At 62.5% G+C, this 18,691-nt stretch carries 19 protein-coding genes; 2 read left to right on the top strand and 17 right to left on the bottom strand.

Translation table 11 applies throughout. The features are described from left to right. Positions 1-80 precede the first annotated feature (80 nt). Genes ACMKFF_RS09790 through ACMKFF_RS09760 form a run of 7 tightly spaced genes read right to left on the bottom strand, consistent with a single transcriptional unit; the run spans position 81 to position 9,183 of the window. Positions 81-3,899 carry an S-layer homology domain-containing protein gene (locus ACMKFF_RS09790; RefSeq protein ID WP_419496818.1) on the bottom strand — a complete coding sequence of 1,273 codons (3,819 nt, stop codon included), beginning with the start codon at positions 3,897-3,899 and terminating at the stop codon, positions 81-83. Beyond that, positions 3,896-4,681 carry an ABC transporter ATP-binding protein gene (locus ACMKFF_RS09785; RefSeq protein WP_419496817.1) on the bottom strand — a complete coding sequence of 262 codons (786 nt, stop codon included), beginning with the start codon at positions 4,679-4,681 and terminating at the stop codon, positions 3,896-3,898. The genes ACMKFF_RS09790 and ACMKFF_RS09785 overlap by 4 nt, the downstream gene beginning before the upstream one ends. After that, positions 4,671-5,693 (bottom strand): FecCD family ABC transporter permease, encoded by a 1,023-nt coding sequence (locus ACMKFF_RS09780; RefSeq protein ID WP_419496816.1) that lies wholly within the window; start codon positions 5,691-5,693, stop codon positions 4,671-4,673. The genes ACMKFF_RS09785 and ACMKFF_RS09780 overlap by 11 nt, the downstream gene beginning before the upstream one ends. A 4-nt stretch (positions 5,694-5,697) precedes the next feature. After that, positions 5,698-6,066, bottom strand: coding sequence for a DUF2149 domain-containing protein (locus ACMKFF_RS09775; RefSeq protein ID WP_419496815.1), 369 nt, complete (start codon positions 6,064-6,066; stop codon positions 5,698-5,700). Next, positions 6,063-6,683, bottom strand: a complete 621-nt coding sequence (locus tag ACMKFF_RS09770) for a MotA/TolQ/ExbB proton channel family protein (protein WP_419496814.1) — start codon at positions 6,681-6,683, stop codon at positions 6,063-6,065. Before ACMKFF_RS09770 ends, ACMKFF_RS09775 begins: the two co-directional genes overlap by 4 nt. Next, positions 6,680-8,095, bottom strand: a complete 1,416-nt coding sequence (locus tag ACMKFF_RS09765) for a hypothetical protein (RefSeq protein WP_419496813.1) — start codon at positions 8,093-8,095, stop codon at positions 6,680-6,682. The genes ACMKFF_RS09770 and ACMKFF_RS09765 overlap by 4 nt, the downstream gene beginning before the upstream one ends. After that, a complete protein-coding gene (locus tag ACMKFF_RS09760) occupies positions 8,092-9,183 on the bottom strand; it encodes an ABC transporter substrate-binding protein (protein ID WP_419496812.1) in 1,092 nt (363 codons plus the stop codon). The genes ACMKFF_RS09765 and ACMKFF_RS09760 overlap by 4 nt, the downstream gene beginning before the upstream one ends. Positions 9,184-10,043: 860 nt before the next feature. Here ACMKFF_RS09760 and ACMKFF_RS09755 point away from each other — a divergent pair. Continuing rightward, positions 10,044-10,667 carry a hypothetical protein gene (locus ACMKFF_RS09755; RefSeq protein ID WP_419496811.1) on the top strand — a complete coding sequence of 208 codons (624 nt, stop codon included), beginning with the start codon at positions 10,044-10,046 and terminating at the stop codon, positions 10,665-10,667. Positions 10,668-11,117: 450 nt separating this feature from the next. Beyond that, positions 11,118-13,013: an S-layer homology domain-containing protein gene (locus ACMKFF_RS09750; protein ID WP_419496810.1), complete on the top strand. Its 1,896-nt coding sequence runs from the start codon at positions 11,118-11,120 to the stop codon at positions 13,011-13,013. A 66-nt stretch (positions 13,014-13,079) separates the two neighbouring features. Here ACMKFF_RS09750 and ACMKFF_RS09745 read toward each other — a convergent pair whose 3' ends face one another. The 10 genes from ACMKFF_RS09745 to ACMKFF_RS09700 all read right to left on the bottom strand — a co-directional run bounded on the left by ACMKFF_RS09745 (position 13,080) and on the right by ACMKFF_RS09700 (position 18,618). Further along, entirely contained in the window at positions 13,080-13,499 is a 420-nt protein-coding gene (locus ACMKFF_RS09745; protein ID WP_419496809.1) for a hypothetical protein, read from the bottom strand. Beyond that, positions 13,496-14,014 (bottom strand): DUF4279 domain-containing protein, encoded by a 519-nt coding sequence (locus tag ACMKFF_RS09740; RefSeq protein ID WP_419496808.1) that lies wholly within the window; start codon positions 14,012-14,014, stop codon positions 13,496-13,498. The genes ACMKFF_RS09745 and ACMKFF_RS09740 overlap by 4 nt, the downstream gene beginning before the upstream one ends. 15 nt (positions 14,015-14,029) lie before the next feature. After that, positions 14,030-14,581 carry a hypothetical protein gene (locus ACMKFF_RS09735; protein ID WP_419496807.1) on the bottom strand — a complete coding sequence of 184 codons (552 nt, stop codon included), beginning with the start codon at positions 14,579-14,581 and terminating at the stop codon, positions 14,030-14,032. A gap of 67 nt (positions 14,582-14,648) precedes the next feature. Continuing rightward, positions 14,649-15,095 carry a hypothetical protein gene (locus tag ACMKFF_RS09730; RefSeq protein WP_419496806.1) on the bottom strand — a complete coding sequence of 149 codons (447 nt, stop codon included), beginning with the start codon at positions 15,093-15,095 and terminating at the stop codon, positions 14,649-14,651. Between the two features lie 122 nt (positions 15,096-15,217). Further along, entirely contained in the window at positions 15,218-15,655 is a 438-nt protein-coding gene (locus ACMKFF_RS09725) for an RrF2 family transcriptional regulator (protein ID WP_418465261.1), read from the bottom strand. Positions 15,656-15,743: 88 nt separating this feature from the next. Then, the gene (gene spoIIID, locus ACMKFF_RS09720; protein WP_419496805.1) at positions 15,744-15,992 is read right to left on the bottom strand and encodes a sporulation transcriptional regulator SpoIIID; all 249 of its coding nucleotides are present in this window, start codon (positions 15,990-15,992) and stop codon (positions 15,744-15,746) included. 121 nt (positions 15,993-16,113) lie between these two features. Then, positions 16,114-16,374 carry a hypothetical protein gene (locus ACMKFF_RS09715; protein ID WP_419496804.1) on the bottom strand — a complete coding sequence of 87 codons (261 nt, stop codon included), beginning with the start codon at positions 16,372-16,374 and terminating at the stop codon, positions 16,114-16,116. Between the two features lie 65 nt (positions 16,375-16,439). Then, positions 16,440-16,883 (bottom strand): stage V sporulation protein AC, encoded by a 444-nt coding sequence (spoVAC, locus tag ACMKFF_RS09710; RefSeq protein WP_418468322.1) that lies wholly within the window; start codon positions 16,881-16,883, stop codon positions 16,440-16,442. Continuing rightward, the gene (locus ACMKFF_RS09705) at positions 16,874-17,110 is read right to left on the bottom strand and encodes a hypothetical protein (RefSeq protein ID WP_419496803.1); all 237 of its coding nucleotides are present in this window, start codon (positions 17,108-17,110) and stop codon (positions 16,874-16,876) included. Before ACMKFF_RS09705 ends, spoVAC begins: the two co-directional genes overlap by 10 nt. A gap of 446 nt (positions 17,111-17,556) precedes the next feature. Beyond that, positions 17,557-18,618, bottom strand: coding sequence for an NAD(P)-dependent alcohol dehydrogenase (locus ACMKFF_RS09700; RefSeq protein WP_349134789.1), 1,062 nt, complete (start codon positions 18,616-18,618; stop codon positions 17,557-17,559). Positions 18,619-18,691: the final 73 nt, after the last annotated feature.

The following is an 18,691-nucleotide window of genomic DNA, read 5'->3' as shown; positions in this document are numbered from 1 at the left end:
ATAGGAATCGGGATTTTTTCTATCCCCACAAATCAGCCGGGCGGCGGACTTTTTCGGTCCGCCGCCCGGCGTTTTTCTGCTTATGCCGCGCCGAGGTAGCGCATCAGGATGACGGCGACCTGCGCGCGCGTGGCGTTCTGCTGCGGCGCAAGGTAGTCCACCCCGCCCTCGCGCGTTCCGGCGATCAGTCCCGCCGCGTTGGCCCAGGACAGGGCGTCATAGGCCCAGCCGCTGACGGCTCCGCCGTCCGGGAAGCTGCCGAGGTCCGCGCGCCCGCCGGTCGGAACGCCGCGCAGGCATGCATAGCGATACAGGATCGTGGCGATCTGCTCACGCGTGACATTGCCGTCCGGCTCGAATTTCCCGCCGCCGACGCCGTTGACGACGCCGTTTTCGGCCGCCCACGCGACGGCCTCCGTATACCACTGGCCGCGCGGCACATCCGTAAAACTACTGCCGCCCGCCGCGCCGGGCTTACCGTCCATGCGCCAGAGCACCGTAACGAGCATGGCGCGCGTCATCGGCGCATCCGGGCTGAACATATCGGCCGCCGTGCCCTGGAACAGGCCGTGCTGATAAGCGAATTTCACACCGGAATAGAACCAGTCGCTCGCACGGACGTCGCGGAACGGGTCGTTCCACGGCAGCTCCGGTCCGGACCAGCGCGGGTCCCTCGCGCCGCACACCGTGCACGCGCCGTTGCGGTACTGATGTCCCGCAGCCGGGATGACCTCGCCGTGCGTGATCTCCGTGCCGCAGGCCTTACAGACCGTGTCGCCGGTGTAACCCGCCTCCGTGCAGGTGGCCGCGCGGGCGTCGCGCAGCTCCGTCTCCAGATGGGCGCAGCGCGCAGAGGCGGAAAGCTCCGGATAGGCTCCGTTTTCCAGCATGAAGCAGCCGTTTTTGTCCAGCTGCCGCAGGAAGGACAGCGCAGCGAATTCTGCCGCCGTGCGCGCCGCCGTGCCGGATGCCTCCGCCTTGCCGCCGACGGCGGTACCGCAGGAATCCGCGCGGTAATAGAGATTTTCGCGCACGTTTGTCGAACGGCTGCTGTCCCGGCCGATCAGGCCGCCCGCCGTTCCGGCCGCCGCGCTGACCGCGCCGTAGCCGAAGCAATTTTCTGCGCGGTAATCGTTTCCGTAGCCAATCAGGCCGCCCGTGCCGGAGGAGGCATAGGTATGGGCATTGCGCACCTCGCCGGCGCTGTAGCAGTCGGTGAGTGCCGACGCGCCCTCCGTCATACACGCACCGGCCACGCCGCCCAGATACCAGCCGCTGCCGGTGACGGCTCCGTAATTCGCGCAGCGGAGCAGGCTGCCTCCGATGCGCCCGGCTACGCCGCCGATGCCCGTGGCCGCACCGTTTCCGGTCACGGTGCCGCGGTTCACGCAGCCGGTCAGTGTGCTTTCCTTGTCGTTGACCACACCGGCGAGGCCGCCGACGCCGTCCGTGCCCGTGACGGCCCCGAGGTTGGTGCAGCCCGTCAGGCTGCTTGCCCCGTCGAGGAGTGCGGCAATGCCGCCCGCCTTTTCGCCGGTCGAAGTCACGGCCGCTTCATTCACGCAGCCAAGGAACTGCGTGTTCTTCGCCTGCGCCGCGATCCCGGCCGCGCTGCCGTTGGCCTTCGCCGTGCCGGAGACGCGGATGTTTTTGAGCACCGCGCCGTCCGCCGCAAGGAACAGGGCAGCGCCGCTGCCGGTCGTCTCCGCCGTCATCTCCGTGATGCGGTAGCCGTTGCCATCAAATGTACCCGCAAACGGGGCCTGCGTGCTGCCGATACCGTCGAACCAGCGGACGCTGCGGTTGAAGGTCTTGTCGTCATTTGCCAGCGAGATATCCGCGCCGAGCAGGACGGTCTTGCCCGCGAAGGAATTGCCCTGCTTGACCAGCTGGGCCAGGCCCGCCAGCTGCCGCGCGGACGTCAGGGTGAAGCGGTCGGCAGACGGCGTATACCAGTCCGTCTCGGCCAGCTGCGTCCAGACCTTGTGCGTCGTGTAGGCCGTGGCGCGCAGGCGCAGTGAGGCGCTCGTGATCCGGCTCGTGACGGTGAATTTCCCGGTGTCCGTGCTTTTCTCCGTCTGGGCCGCATCCTGGAAGGTGAAATAGTAACGGAATTTCCCGTTGTAGACATAGCTCAGATCCTCCGGCTCTGCGCCTTCCGCCAGCGTGGCCGTAGCCGTCAGCATGTCGCCCTCATAGAGCGGGTCGCCGTCCGCCACGGGATAGTCCGTCACGCGCCGCGCGGTCCCGTTTTCCATCACCGTGCCGTCCTTCTTTACCGTGATGGGGAAGGCCGGGGCGTTTTCGATGTACAGCGCCCCCGCCGTCATGCGGGAGAACACGCCGCTGACGGCCGCGTCCGCCGTCACGGTCGCATAGGGGCCGGTCAGGGTCCTGCCGTCCAGCGTATAGGTTCGGAAGGCCCAGCCGACGTCCGGCGTATTGGAAAGATGGAGCACCGTGCCGAAGGCCACGCTCTCGCCGCCGTCCGAGGCGACCGTACCGCCCTCCGGCTGCGTGATGCGGACGGTGTGGGTCGCCGGGCTGCGCTCAGCCTCCCACGCCAGAACGGGATAGCTCCCCTGCACGGCGGTATAGGCCGCGCCGTTGCAGTTCAGCGCGTCAACGAGCTTCTGCGAGCGCATGTCCGCCTTCGGCATAGCTGTGACGGAGACGACGCACGAGAGCGCCGTTCCGGTATACCAGCCGTTTGAGGCCGGGTCGTCGTCGCAGCCCTCGAGATAATAGCAGTCCGAGACGGTGTAGCTGCCGTTGTTATGGCCGCCGATGGCGCGGCCGCGCTGGCTGCCGTTCGAATCGATCACGCCGGCGTTATAACAGTTATAAATGTCCAGCCCGCCGTTGCTGCCGCAGATGCCGCCCGCCGGGCAGGCATAGCCCGTCGTGACCGAGCCGGTGTTGTAGCAGTTGACGATTGCGCCCTTGCTCCAGCCCGCGCCGACGATGCCGCCGACACCCTTGGAGTCCGTATTTTTGACGGAGGCGTGATTCGCGCAGTTCTCCAGATAGATGCCCGTGGGGATGCTGCCGGTGCGGCCGACGATGCCGCCGACCATGCGGCGGCCGTAGATGCTGCCGCTGACGGAGAGGTTCCGCACGGCCGGGGCCGTTTCCGGCGCGGCCTCGTCGTCATAGAGGTCGCCCATGTGGCCGATGAGGCCAACGCCCTGTGAATAGGCATAGCCCTTTTCGGCATAGCGGTCGCAGAACAGGTTCGTGATGCGGTGGCCCTGCCCGTCGAGCGTGCCGTTGAAATATGCCACGATCACACGCTCCGTGTTGTCACGGTCCATCGGATACAGGCCGCCGATCGGCGTCCAGTTGCTCGAGCCGCCCATGTCGAGGTCGGCCGTCAGATAGACAGTCTTGTCCGAGAAATCATGTGCGGCATCGCCGACATAGGCCGTGCCGTACTGGCTGCCGCCGCCCGCGCCGACGAGCAGATAGTCGTCGACCCGCGTGGAGACGAGCTCGCTGCGGTCGCCCTTGATGCGGTAGTCCGGCGTGCCCGCGTCGACCTGCCCGTTGACGAGGGCCGCAAGGCCCGCGAGCTTTGCAGGCGTGTCGATGGAAAACACCGTCTGCGATGCGTCATACCATGAGATATCGACCGCGCCGTCCCAGACCGTGGTAGAAAAATATTCCGGCTTTACGGTGTAGGTCCCGGCGGGACAGTCAAAGGCATAGGCATAGCCGGCCGCCGTCTCCTCGACCGAAGCAAAGAAGTAGCTCCCGTCGGCCAACTCACAGCGCACCGACGCAAGGTCATAGCCCGCGCGGCGCTCCAGCGTTCCGGTCACCCGCTCCGCGGCAGCTGCGCAGGGCACGAGGCACAGCAGCAGGCAAAGGGAAAGGATCCAGCAGAGAAGTCGTTTCATTCCATGTCCTCCGTTACAATCAGGCTGCGGACCGTGCCGCGATCCGTCGGCACCTCCGCAAGGATGGCTTGAATTCCGTAAAGCGTCTGAAGAAGCTGCGGCGTCAGTGCCGTTTCCGTCGGGCCGTCCGCCGCAATATGACCGCCCTGCAACGCAAGGACCCGGTGGGCATAGTGCAGGGCATGCTCCGGATTGTGCGTGGAGAGCAGGACGGTGTAGCCGCGCGCGGTCAGCGCCCGGATCTGCGCCAGCACGCGCTGCTGATTGCCAAAGTCCAGATTGGCCGTCGGCTCGTCCATGATGAGAATTTCCGCATTCTGTACGAGTGCACGGGCAATGAGCGCCAGCTGCCGCTCGCCGCCGGAAATGGTGCCGATGCCCCGCTGCGCAAGCGCCTCGATGCCAAGCCGCTGCAGGGCCTGCATGGCTGCCTCCTGCTGCCGCCGGCCGGGGCGCTGCAGGACATTCATCGTGCCGGTCGTGCCCATGAGCACAGTGTCGATCACAGTATAGTTGAAGATCGGCTCCGACGACTGCGGGATATAGGCAAGCTTCCCCGCGGCCTCCCGCCGGGAATAGGCGGAAAGGGGTCTGCCGGAGAGTCGGATCTCCCCCGCCTGCGGTGTCAGAAAGCCCAGCAGGCAGCGAAACAGCGTGCTTTTCCCAGCGCCGTTTGCACCGAGCACCGCCGTGAGCGTGCCCTTCTGCACGGAAAAGCTCACTTCCCGCAAAGCGGGCTGCTTTCCGTAGGAAAACGTCAGGTTCTGGACCTCAATTTCCACGCCGCGCACCTCCCGTCAGGATCAGATAGAGGAAGATCGGCGCACCGACGAAGGCCGTCAGAATGCCGAGCGGAATTTCCCCGGCCGTGGCGAGCCGCGCGATATCGTCCACGATGATCAGGAACGAGGCACCGAACAGGGCCGCTGCCGGGATCAGCCGCCGGTAGTCATAGCCGAACAGCATCCGGCAGAAATGCGGGATGACAAGGCCGACCCAGCCGATCATGCCGGAGACCGCAACGGATGCTGCCGTCAGCAGCGTCGCGCAGAGGATGACGGTGAATCGCAGCAGGCGGGTATTCACGCCCATAGAGCGCGCCTCCTCCTCGCCGAGCGTCAGCAGGTTCATGCGCCAGCTCAGGATCAGCAGCGGCACGAGCCCAAGCGTGACCGGGATCACAAGGAACAGCACATCCCGCGGCTTGATGGAGGATAGGCTTCCCATCAGCCAATAGGTAATGGCCGGGAGCTGCTGCTGCGTATCGGCGACGAGCTTGAGATAGGACGTGCCCGCCGAAAAGAGCGACGAGACCATCATGCCGGCCAGAATGAGGGCAATGGTCTGGTTCGTGCGGCTCATGCAGCTGACGGCATAGGCCGCCGCAACTGCCAGAAGGCCGAACACGAAGGCCGACATCGAAATGCCGAAATAGCCCGCGCCGAGCAAGATGGCCAGCGCCGCGCCGAAGCCCGCGCCGGTCGACGCGCCGAGAATGTCCGGCGAGACCATGGGGTTCCGGAACATGCCCTGATAGGACACGCCCGCGACTGCCAGCGCCGCGCCGATGAGGGCCGCCGCCGCAACGCGCGGGAGGCGGATCTGGAACACGACGTTTTCCGCACCGTCCCGCCAGCCCGGCTCCGTCTCGGTCAAGCGGGAGAGCAGCAGGCGGAACAGCTCCTTCGGCGTGACGGAAAAGCGCCCGAGCAGCACGGAGCCGAACAGTGCCGCCGCAAAGACGGCCCCCAGCACGGCAAAGCGGCGGGGATAGGCGTGGTTCTGCAGTTTCATGGGCTTACTTTCCGTTTTCTATAATGTAGTATTTTCCTGTCTCGGCGTCGTAGTAGACCTCGCCGAGCTTTTCCATGCCCTCGTCGGTCTCGCCCTCGGTAGAGTCCATTTGCTCCAGCTCCTCCGGCGTGAAGGACAGGGCGTCATCGCGGTCAATGGCGCTCTGGCCGCCCTGCCCCTCGGCCGCGACGGTTTCGCCGACGTTCTCGGAGCTTCTGCCGCCGGTGGAAATGTCCACGTTCCAGTGAACGATGAGGGCCAGCATCATGCCGACTGCGAGGACGAGCATCGCATCGGACAGGTTCGAAACGTAGTTCATCGGGTCGACGCTCTCGTCCGAGAAGCGTTCCCCGCGGCGTCTTCTTCTCTTCATGCCGTTTCCTCTTCGCACACGCAGTCCATCAGCGTCTCGAGGTCGGCCATGTAGCCGCCGTACCAGCGCTTGCGCAGCGTGGTCACAACGAGGCACACAGCCGCAGCGCACAGGCCCGCGATCGTCGTGTCGAACGCCGTCAGCAGGGACGTGGACAGCGTCTGCGTGTCGCCCTGCCCCAGCGCGATGATGCCGGGGCCGAGCGGGATGAGTGTGCCGAGCAGACCGAGCATCGGAGCCAGCTTGCTGACAAGCTCCGTGCATTTCAAAATATGGTCATAGTGGCTCTGCTCCCGCTCGAGCAGGTTCGCAGCCAGACTTTCGCGCAGCCCGCTGCTGAAATCGGGATGCTCCGTCAGCTCGAGCAGGGCGGCCTTTTGCCGCCGGTTGAGTTGACTTTTCCGGATAAGCGCGGCCGTGTCGGCCCCCTGCTCCCGCAGCGCGTCGAGCAGGCGCGGCAGGTCCTCCCGCATGTGGCGGTGCTCCGTAAAATACTCGCAGATCAGCCAGCCAACGGAAAACACGGCAAAGCCGAGCGCCAGCACAAGAAACACAACGTCCGGAATTTCCATCGCACCGGCGACGGCGCGCAGAATTTTGTGGAATACAGAAGTCATGATGATCTCCTCCCTCTGGTATAGTAGCGCAGCGCGCACAGCGCGCCGAGCACGGCAAGTGCAAGTGCTCCCGCGCCCGTCAGCAGCAGGAGCTTCCGGTCATCCTCCGGCTGCACCGTAACAACGGTGACAGGCACCGGATCGGCTGCGCCCGGCGCTTCCGCCTGCCCGCCGCTCTGCAGCTGCGCGGCCAGTGCATCGGGCAGGGCGTACATGCGGATGGTCTCCGGGTCCACGGCCGCCGTCGGCTCGACCGGTTCGGACGGTGCTGCCTCGGATGGCATGGACGCGGACGGCGTCGTCTCCCGCGGTTCGGCTCCGCCGGTCGGGGCGGAGGGCCCGCCGCCCGGTCCCTCGGACGGCTCCGTGGACGGCGTTGTCTCCGCCGGCTTCGTCGGTTCCGTCGGCTTTTCCTCGGGCTGCTTTGTCGTGACCTGCCGGTTTTCGGCGATGGACGTCCCGCCGAAGCCGAATGACAGCTCGACCTCTCCCTCGGCGTGCACGGTGTAGTGCACCGTCACGGTCGCAAGGTCGGAATACTGCGCGTCCGGCGTGACGGTGATGCCGGTGATCTCCAGAACGGAGCTGTCGGACGAGGCGATGTCCAGATACTGCGCCAGCGCATCGCGCAGGGCCTGCTGGCCGACGGAAATTTGAAACGTCGCCGTATGAGAGCCGAGCGTGCCGTCCAGCTCCGACGGCTCCTCCGTGATCTTCGGCGCGCCCTGCAGGGTGATGAACAGCGTGTGCGTATATTTTGCACTCTGGTTCGTGCGGCACTCGAGCGGATAGGACTGGCCGAACAGCAGGCGGAAGCGGTTGCCCGTTCCGAGCGAGGAGTAGTTTGGCGCGGTGTGCTCCGTGCCGATCTCATAGCTCACCCAGCTGTCCTCCAGTGCCAGCATCGGCTGGACCGTCCAGCAGTCGTTCCATGCCTCGTCGCCGTCATAGCCGGTCAGCGCACCATTTTCGTCATAGACCGGGCTGATGTGCGCAGAGAGATCATTATAATAGTATCGCTGCGTGCCGAACAGGTCGGCATAGGTGAACGAGGTGAAAAAGCCGACGCTCTGGTCGCGGGTGTAGAACGCGACGACCGAGATATCGCCGCTGTAGATCCCGGCGTAGCCCAGCAGGTCCGCAAGATAAAAGCCATAGGCCGAGTCGATGACCGTGTTGTAGGTCCCATCGTCCGTGCTGCGGAAGAAGGAATAGGCCTCGTAGTGCAGCGGCAGGGCGTCATAGAGCTCGCTCCAGTGGTAGGTCGCGACCTCCACATAGCGGTCCTGCTCCATGCCGTAGTAGCCGACCCTGACCGTCAGCGTATCCGTCACGGTCCCGGCCGCCTCGGCCCCGAGGCAAAGGGACAGGCACAAAAGACCCGCGACCAGGAAGGACATCTTTCGCTTCATTGGCCCTCTCTCCTAGTCTTGCGCGTGGAGCGCGCGAGCAGCTGCTCCGCCTCCTCCGCAGAAAGTTCGTAGTGCCAGAACAGGCGATAGAACTCCTGCGCCTTTTCGACCATGTCATAGTCATAAAGCTCGGGGTACAGCAGATTCCCCAGCCAGTAGATACCCAGCACGCGGTTGATGGACGGCGGAGAGGACATCCAGTCATACGGCAGGTTCGGAATTTCATAATATGTCCCGTTTTTCACGGCCGTCAGGCCGGACCATTCGCTCTCTGCCAGCGTGTCATACGGCCCGCCCGCCGCCAGAAGGATCACATCCGGGTCGCAGGCGTAGACCTCCTCGAGGTTCACGGTCGTGCCGCCGTTGCGGTTGCTGATCTCCTCGGAATGGATGGCGTTCACGGCTCCGACGAGCGACAGCACGTCCGCCTGCACCGAGCCCTCGGCATTGCAGGCAAGGCCCGTCGCGCCCGTGCCGAACAGCACGGTCTTGCGCGCGTCCTGCGGCAGCTTTGCCGAATTCTCCGCCGCCATGGCAAGCGTCTGCTCCAGATAGACCGCCAGCACCTCAGCCTCGGCCTCCCGGTGAAGAAGCCGGCCGAGCTTGCGGTAGGCCTGCGGCATTTCTTCGAGCGTCGCTTCGAGGAAGACCGTCGGGATGCCGGTCTGCTTCTGGATGCCGTCCATATCGCTGCGGACGTTCTCCTTGGCATCGCCAAGGTCGACGATGAGCTGCGGCTCGGCGTCGATCAGTGCCTCCATGTTGAGGTTGGCCTTGCTGCCGTAGAACTGGCCGAACGTCGGCAGCGTCCACATCTCCGCCGGAAAATACGGCCGCTGCGCCGTGCTGGGCGAGCTGGCAAGGCCGACAAGCAGCTCCGGCACGAGCGTCATCAGGATCATCTGTGCCGTCGAGCCGCTGGCCGCGATGCGCGTAATGCCGGCCGGGACCGTCACATCGCGCCCGGCATCGTCGGTGAACACCGTCGTCTCCACGCCCGCCAGCGGGTCATACTGCTTCCCGCCGCAGCCGGAGAACAGGCCCAGCAGCAGGGCGAGGCAGAGCGTCAGCGTCAGGATCTTTTTCATTGGGACCTCCCCGTGATACTTTTCCGAGAATTACCAAAAGGACAAAAAAGCGGATCACTTGCAGGCAAGTCATCCGTGAATACGCCATATCACAGACTTCCTTTTGACCATGCAGAAGATCGTGCCTTTCCGGAAATCACTTCTTTGGATATTATGATACAATGTGCGCCCGGAAATTGCAAGCGATATTTTGCAGGTTCGACAAAGGTGAACGCGGGCAGATTCCGGGGCACAAGGCTTCCGGCCGCGCATTGTATGGGAGGCGGGCGTTCGTCCACTGCCAGCTGCCGTTAGAATGGCATGCACCAATTGCGTCTGTAGCGGCGCTCATTGAGCGCCTTGCAGGCTGTAGGTTTGGTGGCACTCCCGCTGACCGCACACGCCATTGTAGGGGAGCGGCATGCCGCTCCCGGCGCGGTGCTGCCGACTGGTGCAGGCTGGCGTTAAAACGGTGAAAACCAAAGGTTTGTCATTGCGAGGGCGCGCTGCGCCCGTGGCAATCTCGGGAAGGCAGTTACGTTTTTGCCGGAAGTACCCAATTATCCGGCCGGGCACTGCGAGATTCCCACGTCGCTTCGCTCCTCGGAATGACACGTCAAGGCGGTGCGGCGGTGCATCAGTGCTCTTACGCGGTTGAATCGCTCTGTACAAGGCGCTCACTGAGCGCCGCTACAGACGCAATCGGTGCGCACCATTTTATCGATACCCGATACGAATCGCAAGCGTTGCGCCGGGAGCGGCATGCCGCTCCCCTACATTGGCCGGTGCGGGCCGCGAATCCCGTCCGGTTATTTTCCGCTTGCATTTTCCGGACGCTCCTGTTATGGTTGTAACAGCATCCGCCGAAAGGAGCGATCTCCATGATCTTCTACACCGCTGACCTGCATCTCGGCTATTTCCCCATCCTGCACGACACCGCGCGGCCGTTTACCGGCGTGCCGGAGATGGACGAGGCCCTCATTTCCAACTGGAACGCCCGCGTCGGCGCAGACGACAGCGTATACATCGTCGGCGACTTCTCCTACAACGGCGGCGAGGCCCCGACGCAGTATCTCTCCCGCCTGAATGGCCACCTGCATCTCATCCGCGGCAACCACGACACCGGCCTGAACCACGCCGAGCGTCTGCTGGACTACTGCGACAGCGTGACAGACTTTCTGGAGATCGACGACGGCGGCACGCACATCCTCCTGTGCCATTACCCGATCCTCCACGAAAAGGGCGGCTATATGATCCACGGCCACATCCACAATCAGCGCAACCATGCCTATGAAATTCTGAAGACCCTGCCGCGCGTTCTGAACGCGGGCGTAGACATCAACTTTTACCGCCCTGTTCCGCTCGACGAGCTGGTCGAAAACAACCGGAAATACTACAGCGAGGAATACCCCGAGCTGTTCCCGGTGCCGCCGCGCCCCGACCGCAGCGCACCCGGCCTCATGCCGCGCAAGCCGGACTTCCGCCCGCTCCCGCAGAGGCATTGATATGCGTGAGCGCCATGCGGACCCGCAAATTTCCGTGCACCATCGCCGACCGTGCAATGCTCCCAGATTTGTCATTGCGAGGAGGCCGTAGGCCGACGTGGCAATCTCACGCAACAGCCTACGGATTCGCTGAGGCTGCCCTGTTATCGGACCGGGTCCTGCAAGATTGCCACGTTGCTTCGCTCCTCGCAATGACACATCAGGGTGGTGCTGCGGTGCATCAGTGCTCTTGCGCGGTTGAATTACCCTAACAAGGCGGTCACTGACCGCTGTTGCAATAGGATATCGCGTCAAATTGCTCCCCGGGGCGCGATTTTTCTTCTCTATTCAAATCGACAAATTTTTTTAGTTTTTCAAACAAAGTATTAGACATTTTGAGCTTCGCGTGCTAGAATGAATACGGTTATTCTCACAAAAAGATAACGTTTTCAGGAAAAGGAGCGAGATAACATGAGATTCTTCCATCAGGCCGCGCGGCGTGCGGCAGTTCTGCTGCTGTGCCTCTCCATGCTGACCGGCATGCTGATCCCGGCCTTTGCAGCGACCACTGACCCCGCGACGGAAACGCCCGCCCATAACCTTGTCTGCACCGACAATCAGGACGAAAACCACGACCCGATCTATAAGGTCCGGCTGACGGATGACGGCGTGGGCGGCGGCTGCGGCGGTGGCTCCGGTGAGACCGAGGACGGCTATGTCGTCGCCCCGATTTACGCCGGTGCGACGCCGGAATTCCGCTTCGGCAGCGAAAAGCCCACCGAGCCTGTCGTTCTGACCGTCTATGAGCGCTACGAGGGCGAAGCCGCCGTTGTGGCGAAGACCTATACCCTCTCCGAGCTGAAGGCGCTGGCTCAGACCGAGGTCGTCGGCTACCAGCACTGGAAGAACGGCAGCGAAAAGGTCATTGCCGCGAACCTCTATGCGACCGTCAGCAGCCTACTGGCAGACGCCGGGGTCGAGTTCGGCGCGGGCGATGCCGTCACGGCGGCCGACCCCACGGACTTCACCTCGACGCTCACCTATGAGGACAGCGGCGTCTATAAGTATTATGTCAACGAAGAAGGTGCGACCGAGGTCCCCGCTGCCATCCTGATCTCGTGGAGCACCGGCTCCGGCACGCCCGAGGACATTGCGAAGACCGCCTATATCTCCGGCAGCCTCCGCTTTGCCTACGGCATCACCGAGCAGCAGTACGCCGACCAGTCCGCCGAGGGCAAGCGCCTTGCCTCCAATGTTGTTACGCTGACCGTCACCCATCCCGAGCGCGTCGTCCTGACCGTCTATGAGCAGGCCGAAGGCGGCGAAGCGAAGGAAGTCAAGTCCTACAAGCCGTCCGAGCTGGCCGCGCTGGCCACGGAAGGCGCTGCCGGTTATCAGTTCTGGAAGGGTACCAACGCCCAGCTTGTTGCCGCGACGGAATATGTCACCGTGAACGACCTGCTGACCGACGCCGGGGTCACGTTCTCCGATCTCGACACCCTGAAGGCCGCCGCGGCCGACGGCTTCAGCTCCGAGCTGACCTATGCCGGCAGCGGGACCTATCGCTACTACATCACCGAAGACGGCAAGACCGAGGTCCCCGCGATCCTCGCGCTGACGTGGGCCTCCGGCTCCGGCACGCTGGAGGAAGTCGCCGCCAATGCGAAGAACACCGGCAATCTCCGCTTCTGCTACGGCATCAGCGAGCAGCAGTACGCCGACCGGTCCGCCGCAGGCAAGCGCCTCGCCTCCAATATCGCCACGATCACCGTCGTGCACGGCACGAAGGCCGAGGAGCCGTGGGTCAACCCGTTCCGCGATGTCACGGAGTCCGACTGGTTCTATGACGATGTCCGCTTTGCAAATCAGAACGGTCTCTTCAACGGCGTGGAGAAGGACCTGTTCGCTCCGGAGGAGCCCATGACCCGCGGCATGCTCGTCACGGTCCTGTGGCGTCTTGACGGAGAGACGGCCCCGAAGACCGCGACGACCTTCACCGATGTGGACGCCAACGCCTACTATGCCGACGCAGTCGCATGGGCCGCAGAGTCCGGCGTTGTCAACGGCATCGGCGGCGGCAGGTTCGACCCGGAGGGCAATGTGACCCGCGAGCAGATCGCCGCCATTCTCTTCCGCTATGCATCGCTCAAGGGCGTCGACACGGCCGCGCGCGCCAACCTCACGGCCTTCCCGGACGCAGAGAAGACCAGCGCCTATGCGCACGACGCCCTCTCCTGGGCCGTCGCCGCAGCGCTCGTCAACGGCACAAAGGAAGGCTCCACGATCTACCTTGACCCGCAGGGCAGCGCCACCCGCGCGCAGGTCGCCGCCATCCTCTCCCGCTATGCACAGAATATCGTGAAATAAGCCAAACATAAAATTCCCGCAGCAGGGGCAAAACCCTGCTGCGGGAACTGTTTTATGTGGGTAGGGCTAATTGGTTTCCGCCTCTGTAAGGGGAACGATCTCCAGCGGCGGGAGCAGGCGGTCCTGCTTGACCGGCGTTCCGGCATATTCTCCGGTAAAGACAACTTCATAGGCATGCTCTCCCGGCAGGACGGAAAGCACCGTCCCGGCGGGATCGTCGGCCGGATGGGCTATCAGACGTCCCGTCTTCAGCAGGCCACCCGCCATATCCTCGGAAAAATCGCCGTACAGATTGATCTTCTGCTCCTCCGAGCCGGTGTTTTTGATCTTTGCGGTGCAGAAAAAGTCCACCTGATCCCCGGTGATCGTATAGTCCCCCAGCCATGAGCCATCGGAACATATTTCCACACGCGCACTGTCCCGGCCGCATGATGCCATCAGCAGCAGAATACCGACGGCAGCAAGCATGATCAGGATCCGTTTCAAGTCCCGTTTCTTTTTTCTTCTAATATTGGATCAAGCAGGAGCATATCGTCTTCTTCGCAGCAATGGCATTCCACGTCCACATCCACTCTGGCCCCCAGCGATGCCGCGATCTGCATCACTTCGGTCGACAGCGAGACCGTTGGGAACTGCCGTGCCTCCTGCGCCTCGACGAAGAAGCGCAGGATCAGCTCCGCAGGGGCATATTTCTCCATAGCAGCCCGGAACCCGGTTGCATGTTCCGTCAGCAGGCCGCACAGCTGCTCCGTCAGGGACTCACTGCCAAAATCCGCACATGACGGAAGCACATAGTGCCAGCATCCCGGATTCTGCCTCCCGGTAAGCGGATTGATCCGCATGGCACCGCGTGGCTCAGCGCACTTTGCCGGCAGACCGATCATCTCATCCAGCCCTTCAACGGACAAATACGAATCAAAGCACAGGCAAATCTCCGCGGTGATGCTCGGTGGAAGCGGTATGGGAATGTCGAAATCGGGGAACCAAGCGTTGTTGTCCATATTAGCACACCTCCGCTACCACCACTTCTTCGGTGTGGGGTGTTGTTTTTCCCGCTCGGCCACAAAGTCATAGTCCAGCGGGCCGTAGTATTTTTCGACATAGGCCACAATTTTCGGGCCGGACTTCTTGCCGGAGCAGTCGATCATAAAGCTCTTTCCGGCGATCCATTCCCGGAAGAATGCCCGCCGCTGCGCAGGCGGGATGTAGCCCTTCTCATCCGGGCGGTATACATGGCCCTGCGTTGTCGTGACCATCAGTGTCATCATGCCGTGCGTAAATGCCTGATTATAGACGCGCATGACGTCCCGGACCTCCGACCACGGGACAAAGCGGTAGCCGATGCCCGCGAACGTGCGGCGGACGCCGGTTTCCGTCAGAACAGGATAGCGGAGAATCAGGAGGATGGGAAACAGGAGAAACAGACTGTAGACAAGCCACACGATCAGCGCCGCCGCATTCTCCAATGCTGCCTTAAACGCCATCCATCCCAACGCCACAAATGGCAGAAAGATGATCCAGCTGTAGTCGCGAAGCGGCATCTCGTTCTTTTTATCAGGGTGCTTCATGGATAGCTCCTCTCTCGATCTTTCTATGCAAAAATCGCCGTGTCCAGCGAGGGGCACGGCGGCAGCATTATGGCAGAATAAAGATCGCGATCACGGGAAGCATACGCAGGAAAAAGCGCAGATAGGCCACGCTCTTCTGCGTCGCCCAGGCATAGAACTGCGCGTCCGGATCGTCCGGTATATCCAGCACCCACGGAATGGCGGCATAGGCCAGCGGCGCTGCCCCGCGCATGCACAGCAGGAACAGCGCAATGGACGGGAACGCGATCGATTTCGCCGGGGCGACCCCGACGGACGGCCAGAACCAGATGCCAAACAGCCAGAAATAGCCGAGGAATTCCGCCAGATCGTGCAGAATGAGCGCCCATTTCCGCGGGACGATGACGCGGCGGCATTTCATGCAGACATAGGGCGGGACCGGGTAGATCGTCTCCGTGTTGGTGGCCAGATAGCGCAGCCGCTCCCACGGCGTTTCGCCCGGAACGGGATAATGGGTCTCCTGATCGTCAAACATCGCGTCCGTCTCTCTTCCTCCGCAGTCGGATCATAGTTCCATATTAACAGGCAGGATTCCATTTGTCAAGGAATTTCCTGTAAAAATATTCAATTTCTGCGCAGCTGCCGCACGGCGCTCCCTCAGATCATGTAATCATTGGCATAGTGCGCCCGCTGCTGGTCGAGCAGGTCCTGCAGCGTGATGCCGTCGAGATATTCGTTGATGACGCGGTTCAGTCCGCGCCAGACCGGCAGCGTGGCGCAGTCCTCGCTGCGGGGGCAGTCGGCCGGGTCCTGCGCCGCGCACGGAACGGGCGCAAGGTCCCCCTCCGTCAGGCGCAGGATGTCGCCGACGGTGTACTGCCGGGGCGGCTTTGACAGCATATAGCCGCCCTGATAGCCGCGATTTGTCTTCAGAAAGCCGGACTTGTTCAGGATCGGCACGATCTGCTCCAGATATTTCTTGGAGACCTCCTGCCGCTGGGCAATATCCTTGAGCGAAATATATTCGCCGTTCTGGTGCTCCGCCAGATCGACCATCATTCTCAGCGCATAGCGCCCCTTTGTAGAGATCTTCACCGGGCCGCTCCTTCTCCGCAGCCGCGCTGCGGCTTATTCTTTTCTGTATCATCATACCATAAATATGCCCGCTTTGCAAGAAAACGCCTCAGCCCCCGCGATATTTCCGGCGCGTGGCCATGCCGCCGCGGATGTGGCGCTCCGCCTTGTTCTGCTCCATCACCGCCTTGACCTGCAGATAGAGCGCGCGGTTCCAGTGCGGCAGCCGCTCGGAGAGGTCCTTGTGGACCGTCGATTTGCTGACGCCGAAATGCCTCGCCGCGGCGCGGACGGTGGCGTGGGTCTCGATGATGTACACAGCCAACTCACAGGCTCTCTGCTCAATGTTCTCCCTCATGTGCCTGACCCCCTTCGCTGTGCGTTCAGAACACTATATGCATGGGGGACCGGCGAAACGCCAGAAAAATGCGGCGGACGCTGCCGTCCGCCGCAAAGGATGCTGCAAATAGTCTGTCGGATCAGATCGTGCGCTCCACATCACGCAGACGGTCCTCGCCGACCATGTATTCCAGTGCTTCTTCCGCCGTTTCGCACACTTTTTCCGTTTCGGGGTGGCCGCACTGGTAGATCGTGATCTTGTGATCCGTTCCATATCGGATCACACCATACAGCACGCCCTTCCATTCAAATTCGATCTCTGCGCCCCAGCTCAGACTGCGCTCGAAATCGCCGATCGACACAAGATCGTCGTTCTCTGCAAAAATCACGGCATCAGACACGGCCGGGCCCTCCTGTCAAGCGTTTTTTCGATCATACCACGATCCCGACCGACAGGCAAGGCAAATTACAGCATGGAACAAACCCAATAGATCACGCCATAGATCACGCTTGCCGACAGGCCATAGACGATGACCGGCCCGGCGATGGTGAACATCTTCGCCGCCGTTCCCAGCACGAAGCCCTCCGTCTGGAACTCGATGGCCGGGGCCACGACGGCGTTGGCGAAACCCGTGATGGGCACGAGCGTGCCCGCCCCGGCGAATTTTGCGATGTCGTCATAGACCGCAAAGCCCGTCAGGATGGCCGAGAGCAGCACAAGTGAGATGCTCACGGCCGCGCCCGCCGTCGTTTCGTCCAGCCCGAGCGCCTGATAGCCGTTCAGGAGCGCCTGCCCGATCGCGCAGATCAGCCCGCCGACCCAGAAGGCGTTCAGCAGATTTTTCCCCGTTTTCGACCGGGGCGCCAGCGCGTCCACATAGCGGCCGTATTCCTCGTTTGTCATGTGCATCCCTCCGCGTGTTTTTTCTGGGAAGCTCTGACGAAATCGTCTGCGGCGGCTGCCGGATCTTTTTCACCGATCCATCGGCTCGAAAAGCTTGAAATATTGCGCAGCCGTTGGCGGCTTTGCCGCCTTACGGATGCGGCATGCCCCTTGCGGGTACACAAAGTATTCCCGCGCTTTTCAAGCCTTGTCTCGGTAAAAAATCTCTCGCCATCCGCTCTTGCCGCTTTCATCAGGGCTTCCCTAGTATGCCGCATAGAGGACGTAGTATACAGAAATTTGGAATGGAATGCGGAAGCTCCCGGATTTGTCATTGCGAGGAGGACGCAGGCCGACGCGGCAATCTCGCAGTACCCTGTTGGATAATCGGGCAGCCCCGGCGAAATCGTAACTGCCTTCCCGAGATTGCCACGGGCGCAAAGCGCCCTCGCAATGACAAATCGGAAGCCATCAGCATTTTAACGATAGTCTGCGTGAGCAGCGGGTACGCAAGTGGGCCGGGCGTATGATGCGCCCGGCCCGAAATGCGTGACGATATGGGGGTTGACATGATCATCCACGCATGTTATCATGGCTTTGGAAGCAGCACTTGTGGCATTGGCAAGAGAGCCGGAAACGGTCACTCCCCTTTGCGGTCCTCGTGCTGCTTCTATTCATTTTTTCAGGCCCTTCAAATCGCTCAATCGAGGATCACGACCGGCTTGATGAGGTCGCGGGGTTTGTTCTTCATCAGCAGCAGGGCCTCCTCCATGTGCTCAAAGCCGTGGAAGCGATGCGTGATGAGCGGCAGGGTATCGAGGCGGCCGGTCTGCAGCAGCGCGGCCAGCTTCTCCATGCGCAGGCGGCCGCCGGGCATCAGGCCGCCCGCGATGGTCTTGTGGCCCATGCCGCAGCCCCATTCCGCGCGCGGGATGAGGACATTCTCGCCGCTGCCGAGATAGTTGACATTGCCGATGCGGCCACCCGGCTTGAGCATCTTCACGGCCTCGCCGAACGTGCACTCGGCATCGCCGCCCGCGATGATCACGCGGTCCACGCCGCGGCCGTTCGTCTTTTCCATGACCTGCGCAACGATATCGCCCTCGCGGTAGTTCAGGATCTCCGTTGCGCCGTAGCGCCGCGCCGCCTCCGCGCAGACCGGACGCGAGCCGACTGCAAACAGCTGTGCCGCACCGTGCAGGGCCGCGCCCGCAACGGACATCAGGCCGACCGGGCCGATGCCGACGACGCAGACATCATCGCCGAACTGCACATCAGCCAGCTCCACGCCGTGGAAGCCCGTCGGGACCATGTCCGCCAGCATGACGGCTGCGACCGGATCGACATCCGCAGGCAGGTGAGCCATGTTGGCATCGGCCTCGTTGACGTGGAAGAATTCGGCAAAGACGCCGTCCTTGAAGTTCGAGAATTTCCAGCCCGCCAGCATGCCGCCGGAGTGCATGGAATAGCCCGCCTGCGATTCGAGCGCACCCCAGTCGGGCGTGATGGCAGGGATGATGACGCGGTCGCCGCACTTGAAGTCGCGCACGAGCGCGCCGACCTCAACGACCTCACCCACGGCCTCGTGACCGAGGATCATGTTGTGGCGGTCGCCGATGGCGCCCTCCCACACGGTATGGACGTCAGAAGTGCAGGGCGAGACGGCGATGGGGCGCACAATGGCGTCCAGCGGTCCGCACAGCGGGCGTTCCTTTTCAATCCAACCCGTTTTTCCGATCCCAAGCATTGCGTAACCCTTCATAAAAGACCACTTCCTTCCGCTTTATTTGATATGTTTATATCGATACTTTTGTATCTGTTTGGAGTATAGCATA

It is taken from the genome of Faecousia sp., from assembly GCF_048519415.1.
GTDB lineage: Bacteria > Bacillota > Clostridia > Oscillospirales > Oscillospiraceae > JAZOXB01.
Note: the sequence above shows the minus strand (reverse complement) of the source record. Positions and strands in the feature narration are given on the sequence as shown.

Coding starts and splice junctions, on each gene's coding strand:
- ACMKFF_RS09730 (WP_419496806.1), bottom strand. CDS start 15,095: ATGTTTGACGATCAGGAGACCCATTATCCCGTTCCGGGCGAAACGCCG.
- ACMKFF_RS09700 (WP_349134789.1), bottom strand. CDS start 18,618: ATGAAGGGTTACGCAATGCTTGGGATCGGAAAAACGGGTTGGATTGAA.
- ACMKFF_RS09780 (WP_419496816.1), bottom strand. CDS start 5,693: ATGAAACTGCAGAACCACGCCTATCCCCGCCGCTTTGCCGTGCTGGGG.
- ACMKFF_RS09790 (WP_419496818.1), bottom strand. CDS start 3,899: ATGAAACGACTTCTCTGCTGGATCCTTTCCCTTTGCCTGCTGCTGTGC.
- ACMKFF_RS09705 (WP_419496803.1), bottom strand. CDS start 17,110: ATGAAAGCGGCAAGAGCGGATGGCGAGAGATTTTTTACCGAGACAAGG.
- ACMKFF_RS09760 (WP_419496812.1), bottom strand. CDS start 9,183: ATGAAAAAGATCCTGACGCTGACGCTCTGCCTCGCCCTGCTGCTGGGC.
- spoIIID (WP_419496805.1), bottom strand. CDS start 15,992: ATGAGGGAGAACATTGAGCAGAGAGCCTGTGAGTTGGCTGTGTACATC.
- spoVAC (WP_418468322.1), bottom strand. CDS start 16,883: ATGCACATGACAAACGAGGAATACGGCCGCTATGTGGACGCGCTGGCG.
- ACMKFF_RS09775 (WP_419496815.1), bottom strand. CDS start 6,066: ATGAAGAGAAGAAGACGCCGCGGGGAACGCTTCTCGGACGAGAGCGTC.
- ACMKFF_RS09750 (WP_419496810.1), top strand. CDS start 11,118: ATGAGATTCTTCCATCAGGCCGCGCGGCGTGCGGCAGTTCTGCTGCTG.
- ACMKFF_RS09755 (WP_419496811.1), top strand. CDS start 10,044: ATGATCTTCTACACCGCTGACCTGCATCTCGGCTATTTCCCCATCCTG.
- ACMKFF_RS09765 (WP_419496813.1), bottom strand. CDS start 8,095: ATGAAGCGAAAGATGTCCTTCCTGGTCGCGGGTCTTTTGTGCCTGTCC.
- ACMKFF_RS09740 (WP_419496808.1), bottom strand. CDS start 14,014: ATGGACAACAACGCTTGGTTCCCCGATTTCGACATTCCCATACCGCTT.
- ACMKFF_RS09770 (WP_419496814.1), bottom strand. CDS start 6,683: ATGACTTCTGTATTCCACAAAATTCTGCGCGCCGTCGCCGGTGCGATG.
- ACMKFF_RS09735 (WP_419496807.1), bottom strand. CDS start 14,581: ATGAAGCACCCTGATAAAAAGAACGAGATGCCGCTTCGCGACTACAGC.